The sequence below is a fragment of the Amycolatopsis sp. NPDC003676 genome (assembly GCF_053587275.1).
The window spans coordinates 1-10,185 of sequence record NZ_JBSFNS010000187.1 but is presented as its reverse complement, the minus strand read 5'-3'; the positions used below and the strand labels follow the sequence as shown (position 1 = coordinate 10,185).

9 protein-coding genes are annotated in these 10,185 nt (G+C 70.1%); 4 read left to right on the top strand and 5 right to left on the bottom strand.

Annotated features, from left to right (window positions below; all coding sequences use genetic code 11):
* Window positions 1-775: 775 nt before the first annotated feature.
* Window positions 776-1,255 (bottom strand): MmpS family transport accessory protein, encoded by a 480-nt coding sequence (locus ACWDNU_RS43765; protein ID WP_449673192.1) that lies wholly within the window; start codon window positions 1,253-1,255, stop codon window positions 776-778.
* Between the two features lie 198 nt (window positions 1,256-1,453).
* Window positions 1,454-1,852, bottom strand: coding sequence for an NUDIX hydrolase (locus ACWDNU_RS43760; protein ID WP_344286483.1), 399 nt, complete (start codon window positions 1,850-1,852; stop codon window positions 1,454-1,456).
* A gap of 39 nt (window positions 1,853-1,891) precedes the next feature.
* Here ACWDNU_RS43760 and ACWDNU_RS43755 point away from each other — a divergent pair, with 39 nt between their 5' ends.
* Entirely contained in the window at window positions 1,892-2,587 is a 696-nt protein-coding gene (locus ACWDNU_RS43755) for an AraC family transcriptional regulator (RefSeq protein WP_449673191.1), read from the top strand.
* Window position 2,588: 1 nt separating this feature from the next.
* Here the strand turns inward: ACWDNU_RS43755 and ACWDNU_RS43750 are convergent, their stop codons facing one another.
* Window positions 2,589-4,067, bottom strand: coding sequence for an FGGY-family carbohydrate kinase (locus ACWDNU_RS43750; RefSeq protein ID WP_449673190.1), 1,479 nt, complete (start codon window positions 4,065-4,067; stop codon window positions 2,589-2,591).
* Window positions 4,068-4,159: 92 nt separating this feature from the next.
* On the opposite strand from ACWDNU_RS43750, the gene ACWDNU_RS43745 reads away from it, so the two are divergent.
* The 3 genes from ACWDNU_RS43745 to ACWDNU_RS43735 all read left to right on the top strand — a co-directional run bounded on the left by ACWDNU_RS43745 (window position 4,160) and on the right by ACWDNU_RS43735 (window position 6,857).
* A complete protein-coding gene (locus ACWDNU_RS43745) occupies window positions 4,160-5,137 on the top strand; it encodes a LacI family DNA-binding transcriptional regulator (RefSeq protein WP_449673189.1) in 978 nt (325 codons plus the stop codon).
* Window positions 5,138-5,529: 392 nt separating this feature from the next.
* Complete coding sequence (locus ACWDNU_RS43740) at window positions 5,530-6,111, top strand: DNA-binding protein (RefSeq protein WP_449673188.1); 582 nt, start codon at window positions 5,530-5,532, stop codon at window positions 6,109-6,111.
* 89 nt (window positions 6,112-6,200) lie between these two features.
* Entirely contained in the window at window positions 6,201-6,857 is a 657-nt protein-coding gene (locus ACWDNU_RS43735) for an RES family NAD+ phosphorylase (RefSeq protein WP_116206792.1), read from the top strand.
* Here ACWDNU_RS43735 and ACWDNU_RS43730 read toward each other — a convergent pair.
* Entirely contained in the window at window positions 6,850-8,778 is a 1,929-nt protein-coding gene (locus ACWDNU_RS43730) for a S9 family peptidase (protein ID WP_449673187.1), read from the bottom strand. The two genes, ACWDNU_RS43735 and ACWDNU_RS43730, sit on opposite strands and share 8 nt — an antisense overlap.
* Window positions 8,779-8,816: 38 nt before the next feature.
* A complete protein-coding gene (locus tag ACWDNU_RS43725) occupies window positions 8,817-9,782 on the bottom strand; it encodes a TerC family protein (RefSeq protein WP_449673186.1) in 966 nt (321 codons plus the stop codon).
* Between the last annotated feature and the right edge of the window lie 403 nt (window positions 9,783-10,185).

Genomic DNA, 10,185 nt, shown 5'->3' with positions numbered 1-10,185 from the left:
CTGATTCCCTCAAGGAGCCCTTCACGGACGACTGCGGGAGCCGAGCGCCGCGAACCATCACGGGCCTAGCCGGTGCTTCGCATCGCCGCACGCGACCGCACGACGGTTACGGAACAACCCCAATGTGGCATTGGGTGCGTTCAGCGCACCGAACGCGGCATTCGGTGCACCCCATGCACCCAACGCAGCCTTCGGTGCATCCAGCGCAACCAACGGCCTTCGGTGCCTCCCCCCGCACCCAACGCGGCATTAGGTGCGCCTAGCGCAACCAATGTGGCATTCGGTGCGTCCCATGCACCCAATGCCACATTGGGGTTTCCCAGCACTGCGACGGGGTTCGTTGCAGCGGTCACCAGGGGATGCGGTGCACCGCCTGGCAAGACGAGGTTGCGCGGCTCAGTTGGTCCCGAGAAAGGTTCGTGAGGGGAACCCTGAGGGAATCTGATTCCCTCAGGGTTCCCCTCACGACCTTTCGCAGGAACGGCGCCACGCAACCCGTCGCGCCAGGCGGTGCACCACAGCCGCTGGCCAGCACCGCTGCAACGAACCCGCCGCACACTGCACTGCCGAGAAAACTCCAATGCCGCATTGGGTGCGTCAGCTGCACTCAATGCGGTGTTCGGTGCGCTGAACGCACCCAATGCCGCGTTCAGAGCGCTGAACGCACCCAATGCCGCGTTCGGTGCGTTGAGCGCACCCAATGTGGCGTTCGGTGCGTCAGCCGCACCCAACGCGGCATCGGCCACGGCGTCGGAGCGCTTCAAACCGCCCGGGGTCAGGCGCTGCAGCTGAGCTGCCGCCCCTCCCCCGCCACCGATTTCTCGGCCACCACGTGCCCGTCCACCCGGATCCGGCACAGCAGCGCCCCCGCGCTCTGCGCCACCAGGCTGCTGAACACCGGCTGCGCGGCGGGAGCCTTCCGCTCCACCGTCACCGACCAGGGCAGGTGCACCTCGGCCTGTTGTTCGAGGTCGCCGCCGGTCGCGACGTAGGTCAGGTTGCGCGCGACGTCCCCGCCGGTCAGCTCGTAGACGACCGTGCGGGTCACCTCGCTCACGACCGCCGGTTCGACCGTCACCGACGGCACCGACGCGGCCGGGGCGGGCCGGTCCGGGGTCGCTTTCGGCATGACGTACCACGCGACGGTGACCGCGACGGCGATGACGCCGGCCACGACCACCACGCTCCCGAGCGGCCGCAGCCTGCCCGATTCCCCCCGGTCCGCCGTGGGCCGGGTCGCGCCAGGAACACCCATGGAGAGGTCTTCTCTTCTCGAGCGCACTTCCCGCGAGTGCGACGTCTGGTTCTTCGCCAGACCGTTACACGGCGTTAGCCAACCCGAGAAAATGAGCTCCTTTTCACCCTGATGGGGGTAGCTGGGGTTCGCTCACGAGTGCGGTCACCACGCACGATGCCGATAACGCTCGCGCACTCCCCGCTTGACCCAGGGTGATCAGTCGACCAGCCCGGCCTCGGACAGCATCCGCAGCACGCGCTGTCCGGCCGGCGGGCAGGCGGCGGCGTCCTCGGCGCGCAGCCACGCGGCTTCGGCGATCTCCGCCGACGGCTCCGGTTCGCCGGTGTGGTCGGCGGTGTAGCAGGTCATCCGGACCCGGCGGCCGTCGGCGAATCCGTCGGCCTGCTCGTCGAGCAGCGCGAAGAACCGGAAGCTGAGCGGGTCGAGCGCGACGCCTAATTCCTCGCGGATCTCCCGGCACAGGCCCTCGACGTCGCCCTCGCCGGGTTCGCGCTTGCCGCCGGGGAGATAGAACTTCTGCTTGCCGCTGGTGCGGACGGACAGCAGCCGCCGGTCCTTCACATGGACCCAGGCCAGGGCGTCGATCGGGGTCATGGGACGCATTCTGTCGTACCCGCGAGGCATGATCGTGGGGTGTACCGCGAAAGCCCGCCGCCGGAAGCGCTGCGCCGCCTCGTGCGCTGCCGCTGGGAGTCGGTCGAGCCCGGTCCCAAGCGGATCGTTCCCGACGGCTGCGTCGACCTCGTCGCGGGCCACGGCGAGGTGTTCGTCGCGGGACCGGACACGGCGGCGTGGACGTCGGAGTTCCCGCCTGGCACCCGGTTGCGCGGCCTGCGCTTCCGGCCGGGCGCGGCGGCGGCGATGCTCGGCGTCGGCGCGGACGAGTTGCGCGACAGCCGGATCTCCTTGACGGACCTGTGGAACCACCGCGGCACGACCCTCGCCGACGAGATCCTCAGCGGCCGCGACCTCGCCGACGCGATGGCCGACGTCGCGACCGACCGGGCTGCTCAAGCGGATCCGGTGGTGGAACGGATGCTGGCAGAGTTCGCCTGGGATGCCGCGGCTCCGGGCCGACGTGAATCCCCTGCGCACGATCGCCCCGCACGCAGCGAACGACAAGCACGCCGCCGGTTCACCCTCGCAGTCGGCTACGGACCAGCCACCTATCGCCGAATCCTGCGCCTCCAACGAGCCATCGCGCTGGCACCCGCCACCGCGACCCTCGCCGACCTGGCCGTCGCCGCGGGCTACTCGGACCAGCCGCACCTCACGCGCGAATGCCGGGCCCTCACCGGCCTCACCCCGGGCGCCTACTTCGGCCCGTAACTCACTCCGCCGCCAGATCCTGTTGCCGCGCAAGGAAATGCGCGGTCTCCATCGTCGCCGGATACAACGCCCGGTAATGCGCGTAGAACTCGTCGTACCGATCCGCCCGCTCCGGATCCGGCTGGAGCACCTCGGCGACCGGGTTCCACGCCTCGATATCCGGCTCCAGCCCGACCGCCAAAGCCGCCAGATAAGCGTCGCCGAAACACGCCCCGACAGTTTCCGTCGGAAGATGCTGCGGCGTCCGGGTCACGTCGCTGACGATCCCCGTCCACACGCGCCCCTGCGTACCGCCGCCGACCGCCACCAAGCGGCGCGCGGGCGAACCCATCGCGGCGAGGTTGTGGCGCACCCCGTAAGCCGTTCCCTCCAACGCCGCACGGTACAGCTCCGCCCGGCCGTGCGAGGTGGTCAGCCCGGCGATCACCCCGCGCGCCAACGGATCCGGCACCGGAGTCCGCTCGCCCGCGAAGTACGGCAGCATCAGCAGACCGCGGCTTCCAGCCGGTACGCGACCGGCCGAAGCGACCAGTTCGGCGAAGTCGCCGTCGAAGAGTTCCCGCAGCCAGTCGGTGATCGCGCCGGACGTCGCCATTCCCGCGGCCAGCGAGTAGCTGCCCGGCAGAACCCCGCGCGTCGCCCACAGTCCGGAGACCGGCCGCGCCTGGGCGACAGCTTGGATCAGGAACATCGTGGTGCCGTACATGACCATCGTGTCGCCAGGGTCGCGCACGCCCGCGCTGGTCGCTTCGGCCCACGCGTCGATCGTGCCGCAGGTGACCGGCATTCCGGCCGGCAACCCGGTCTCGGCGGCAGCCTGAGCGGTGACCGTGCCGACGACCTCGGTCGGCCAGGCCAGCCGCGGCAACTCGATCCCGGGCGCGACGAGCGCGGCCCAGTCCTCCGCCCAGCCGCCCTCGCGCAGGTCGTACATCGGATCGCACTGGCTGGCCGAATGGTGGTCGAGCACGTATTCGCCGGTCAGCCGCTGCACGAGGTACGAGCTCGCCATCAGGAACTGCCGGGCCCGCGCGGCGACGTCCGGCTCGTGCCGGTACAGCCACCGCCACTTCGGGCCGACCGCCTGGCTCGACAGCGCGCTGCCGCAGCGTTCCACAATGGACTCTTCGCCGAGTTCGGCGGTGAGCTCGGCGATTTCCGCGCCGGCCCGCGTGTCGACTCCGTAGAGAATCGCCGGGCGCAGCGGGCGGCCGCCGTCGTCGGCGGGCAGCAGCACCGGGCCGATGCCGCTCACCGCGAGCCCGGCCGGTTTCTCGCCGCCGGCCAGCAATTCGCGGATCAGCTCGGCGAACCCGGCCCACCACACCGTTTCGGCGTCGTGCTCGAACCAGCCGGGCCGCGGGCGGGAGGTGCTGTGCGGGCGGGCGGCGCGCGCCAGTACAGTGCCGTCCGCACCCACGAGGACGCCTTTCGAACTGGACGTGCCGATGTCGATGCCGAGCAACGGGCCCGGTCGCATCACAGCACCCCCGGCAAGCGGACGGTAAACGATTACCGGCAAGGTATTCTGCGCTCACCGGGGTGTCAAGAAAGCCAGGACGAGGAGGCTCGGTGGCCACGATCAGCGACGTCGCCGCCAGGGCAGGCGTCTCGACCGCCACGGTGTCGCGGACCCTGAACGGCAAGTCCACAGTGGACCCGGAGCTGGCCGCCCGGGTGCTCGAGGCGGCCGAGGAACTCGGCTATCACCCGAACGGACTGGCGAGAAACCTGCGCCGCCAGGAAACCGCGGTGCTCGCGCTGATCATCTCCGACGTCGAGAACCCGTTCTTCACCTCGATCGCGCGCGGAGTCGAGGATCTCGCGCAGGTGTCGGGGTATTCGGTGGTGCTCTGCAATTCCGACGAGAACGAGGACAAGGAGCGCCGGTATCTCGACGTCGCGCTGCAGGAACGCGTCGCGGGAGTGCTGCTCTCCCCCACCGGCCCGGCCACGAACGTCACCCGCCTGCGCCGGCTCGGCACGCCGGTGGTCGCGGTCGACCGGCCGCTGCCCGGCACTGACGGCGACCAGGTGCTCGTCGACACCCGCCGCGCCGCCCGGCAGGCGACCAGGCACCTCGTCGCGAACGGCTACCGCCAGGTGGCGTGCCTGACCGGCCCCTCGGGCGTGCGCACCGCCGACGACCGGCTGGCCGGCTACTTCGACGCGGTCGGCGAGGAGAACGCCGTCTACCGCCGTGCCGAATACCGCGCGGAAGGCGCCCGCCGCGCCGCCGGGGACCTGCTGGACCAGCCGACGCCGCCGGACGCGCTGCTGGTCGCCAACAGCACGATGGCGATCGGAGTCCTGGAGGCGCTCGCGGAGCGGAGCCTGCGAGCCGGTCGAGACATCGGCATCGTCTCGTTCGACGACGCCCCGTGGACCACGCTGATCGACCCGCCGCTGACAGTCGTGGCACAACCCGCGTACGAAATCGGCCGGGTCGCCGCGCAACTGCTGCTCGCCCGCATCGCCGACAGCACCCGCGAACCGGTCACCACGACCCTGGACGCGCAACTGATCGACCGGCAAAGCTCCCACCGCTGACCGGCTGTGCGAGAACCAAGCGGCGAAATCCGCCGAGCACGCCCGGGGCGAAAACGGAATCCGAGGGAAACGACGTGCCTGGCGGCCCGGCGGAGATCCGCCGAGCCGCCAGGCACGCCCCACCCCCTGTCCCCCCAGCTTCCGCCGCGGACGGCGGAGCACGGGCCGCACCCGAGGGCGGGAAACCGATTACTCGTTCGCAACGTAAATCCGCGGTCCGGGAGTGTCAAGCACTCGAAAGCCTGGACAAGCCACCCGGTGCGGGGCAGACTGTCCCGACATCGCCTACGCATCGTGTTTACTTCTGTGCGATGCGTGGCGATCTTTGGTGAATTCACCCACAAAAAGGCCAGAAACCGCACGAACCCGCACACACGCGCTAGGCTGAGCGTATGTCGATAGCGCTGGAGAACGTTCTCGCCAGAGCCGGCCTCAAGGCCGACGCGAACGAGTTCCTCACGCTCGTGGAGGACGCGGCCCGCAGGCTGTCGCCGCCCAATCCCGACCCCTCGCACTACTTCTCTCCCGACCAGCAGGCCGCGCTCGCCGACGCCGGCCTCGACCTGAGCCCGCGGGACGAGGGCGAGCCGGACTTCCGCGCGCGCACCGTCGCCGCGCACGCCGTGCTCGCCGATTCCGCGCTGTCGGTCGGCCAGGCCGCCGAGATGCTGAACGTCGACGACAGCCGGATCCGGCACCGCCTCAAGGAAGGCAGGCTCACCGGCTGGAAGGACCAGGGATGGCGGCTGCCCGCGTGGCAGTTCAACGGCGCGGGCGTGCTTCCCGGCCTCGAAACCGTGCTGCGCGCCGTCCCCGAAGACCAGCCCGCGCTGGTCGTCGCCGCGTTCATGAACACCCCGCAGGCCGACCTGGTGATCAGCGACCGGCCCGCGACGCCGCGGCAGTGGCTGCTCGCCGGCGGCGACCCCGAGCAGGTGGCCCGGCTGGTCGCCACGCTCGGCTCGCCCTTCTGACTCGCTGACCTTCTTCGCCCGCGCACCGATCCGCCCGCCGTGCGCCGGCCCGCCCCCTGCCCCGACACAGGACGGACAACCTCCCCCGCATGGCCCGGCTCCCCTCGCCTCCGGCGCGCTCGGCCCTGGTCAAGGGGCTGGACCGCAGCCACGACGTGGTTTCGGTGCAGCCCGAGACCCGGCTGGTCCGCATCTTCACCGCGCACGGCAATCACCCGCAGCAGTGGAACACTTTCCGCTACACCGGCCCGCTCCCGCACGGCCGGTTCGACCAGCAGCCGCCCGGCCGCGGCGGCCGTCCGGTCACCGACCCGGGCAACGGCGTGCTGTATTTCGGCCTGACCGTGCGCACGAGCGTCGCCGAGGTGTTCCAGACGACCTCGACGGTGGACCGCACGACGCGCGGCCCCCGGCTGGTCGTGGTGCGCCCGACCCGGGTGCTGCGACTGCTCGACCTCACCGGCCTGTGGCCGACCCGGGTCGGCGCTTCGCAGGAGATCTCCAGCGGCCCGAAGAAGATCACCCAGGCGTGGGCGCGGGCGATCCGCGGCGCGATGCCGGACCTCGACGGGCTCTGGTATCGCTCGTCGATGGACGCGGGCAAGCCCTCGGTGTGCCTGTGGGACCCGCCCGCGGGCGCGGCGCTGCCGATCGCCCCGGACGTCCTGCTTCCGCTGGACCATCCGGGGCTCGACGTGCCGCTCGGGCGGGTGTGCGAGGAGCTGAACTACACGCTGCTCAGCTGAGGTGCCGCGCCCACCAGGCCAGCACCGCCTCGAACCGCTGCACCCGGTGCCGCGGCTTGCCCGAGCGCGTCAGCTCGTGCCCCTCGCCGGGGAACAGCAGGAATTCCGCTTCGACGCCGGCCTTGCGCAGCGCCACGAACTGCCGCTGCGCCTGCTCCAGCGGGCAGCGCCAGTCCTGCTCGGAATGCACGACGGCGAACGGGATCCGGATGTCGGCGGCGTAGCTGAGCGGGCTGCGGCGACGCTGTTCGTCGGAGTCGGCGCCGACGTAGCCCTCGGTGAAGTAGTAGCCGATGTCGGAGCTGCCGGCGAAGGAATCCCACGCGTTCACCGCGCGCTCGCTCCACGCCGCGCGGAACCGGTCCGGGTGCTTCGCGGCGACCCAGCTCGTCATGAATCCGCCGTAGGAACCGCCCATGATCCCGGTCCGCGACGCGTCGAGGTCCGGCCGCTCCAGCGCCTTGTCGAGGAGCGCGAGCACGTCGTCGACGTCGACGGTGCCCATGTTGTGCACGACCGAAGTACCGTGCGATTGCCCGTATCCGGCCGATCCGCGGGGGTTGCCGAGCACGACCGCGAACCCGGCTGACGCGTACACCTGCGCCTCGTCGAACACCGTCCATTCCTGCTGGGCGAACGGTCCACCGTGCACCACGCGCAGCACCGGATGCGGCCCTTCGCCCTCGGGAAGCACGAGCCAGCCGTGCACCGGGTAGCCGTCCGGCGCGGTCGTTTCGAGTTCCACGACCTCGCAAAGACCCTTGTCCCGCAACGGCTTCGAGTAGTCAGTGAGCGCACGCGGACCATCCGGGCCAAGGACAACCAGCTCGCCCGCAGTGTCCAGCCCGGCGACAACCGCGACGACAGTTTCGCCGTCCGCCGCGAATCCGTGGACCGCCGAATGCCCGGCGTGCAGCACGCGCAGGTCGTCGAACTTCGCCCCGTCGGCGTCCGTCGCGATGGCACGCAGTTCCACCGCACCGCGATTGCGCACGGCGACCAGCACCTCGTCGCCGAGCGGAATCGCCGGGCCGGAGCCGCTCTCGATGTCCACGGTCTCCACATCGGTCAGCCGCCGCGGTTTCCCGTCCGGCACGACCGCATACAAACCGGTGTTGGAAGCGACCACGACACCGTCCTCATGGGACGTGCCGAAGAAGTAGAGCGTGCCGTCTGGTGCGTACACCGGCTGATCGGCATACCCGGCACAGGCGGCGAGCACCTCGGGGTCGCCGCCGTCGACCGGGAACGCGACGAGGTCGTGCTCGCGCGTTTCAACGCGGTCGAAGTCGTGCGGCACGGTCACGACGACGCGCTCGCCGTCCGGCGTCCAGACCGGCTGGCTGACGCTGTAGTCGCGCGGCGTCACCGCTTCCGGCTCGCCCTCTTCGAACGTGTCGAGCACGTACAGCCGCCGCGGCCGGTCGCGCAGGAAGCCGACGTTGTCGAGACGGTAGTCGAGCCGGGTGATCAGCCGCGGCGCTTCGGCGGCGGGCTCCGGCGTGCGCTCGTCGGCGTCTTCAGTGCCGTAGCGACCCGGCTCGGCTTCCCGCGCGGTGAACGCGAGCCAGCGCGAATCCGGGGCCCACACCGGCGCGTCCGCACCGAGGTGCAGCGACGTGAGCTTCCGGGCTTCGCCGCCGTCGACCGGCATCACGTGTACCTGCGGGCTGCCCTCGGCGCCCTTGCCGTCGCCGGCGCGCAGGAACGCGACCCAGCGGCCGTCCGGCGAAATCGCCGGAGCGGAGTCGCGCGGACCGTGCGTCCACGGAGTTTCGCCGCCGGACAGCGAGATCCGGCGGATCGCGCTGCGGTACTGGTCGGCTTCCAGGTCGGGACTGCTCACCGCGGCGAGCAGGAGGTCACCGCGCAGCGCGGGACGGCCGGGTACGGCGAGGACTTCGATGTCGGCAGGACGCATGCCGACGACCGTACCCGATCCTTAGCAAGGCAAACGACCTATTTCGCCTCTACCGCCCGCCGTTCGTCGCGCTTGGCTTTCGCCAGGCTCAGCACGGTGGTGACGGTGAGGACCACGACGATGACGCCGAGGGACATCCAGTTGCTGATGTCGAGCCAGTCCGGCGCGAGGTGGTACTCGTGCAGCGCGTGCACGACCAGCTTCGCGCCGATGAAGGCGAGGATCACCGCGAGGCCGTAGCTGAGGTACACGAGCTTCGTGACGAGCCCGCCGAGCAGGAAGTACAGCTGCCGCAGGCCCATCAGCGCGAACGCGTTGGCGGTGAAGACGAGGAACGCCTCCTGGGTGATGCCGAAGATCGCCGGGATGGAGTCCACCGCGAACAGCAGGTCGGCCGAGCCGATCGCGATGATCACCAGCAGCATCGGGGTGATCTTCCGCTTGCCGCCTTCCTTCACCAGGTACTTGTGGCCGTGGTAGTCGTCGGTGACCGGGAACAGCTTGCGCACCCAGCGGGTGAGCGCGTTCTCCTGGTACTCCTCCTCGTCGCCGTTGCCGCGCAGCATGCTGATCGCGGTCCACACGAGCACCGCGCCGAAGACGAAGAAGACCCACACGAACTGGTTGATCAGCGCCGCGCCGACCGCGATGAACACGCTCCGCATGCCCAGCGCGAGCAGGATGCCGACGAGCAGCACGCGGTGCTGGTGGATCGCGGGCACCTTGAACGACGTCATGATGATCATGAAGATGAAGAGGTTGTCCACGCTCAGCGAGTACTCGGTGATGTACCCGGTGAAGAACTGGACTCCGGGGTCGTGCCCGGCGAAGTACCAGACGCCCGCGCCGAACAGGACGGCGCAGGCGATGTAGAAAATCACCCAGCGAGCGGCCTCGCCGGTGGTCACCGCGTGCGGCTTGTGGTCGACGATCACCAGGTCGATCGCGATGAGCGCGAGCAGCCCGCCGACTGTCGCGAACCACAGCCACAGGGGGACAGTCATCTCAGAAACCTCCGGATAGTGCGCAGCAGCAACTAACCGGAGGTCTCTCCCGCCGGTGCGAACCGGCCGACGGTGCCGGGGACCTCAGCGAATGCTCGCCTGGGTCACCGTGCTGACGACACCGCCGCGAAGGAATACTCCCCTCACAGCGCGTTCAGTCTGCCGGTTACGCGCTGCAAACGCCAGCCGAGGTTGCCCACATCACCGAACCAGCCCTGTTTAATCCATCACTCCGGTCACCAACCAGCCACCCCCGCCACTCTCCGAATGCACTGAGCCCTTAACTCCCCTTCCGGACCACCACCGCGGGATTGCGCCGGCGTTTTGGGGTGAGCGGCGGGACAGGCCGAAGGACTTAACTGCGACATCGACAGGCAATGAAGCGGATACCGTTGGATCCGTC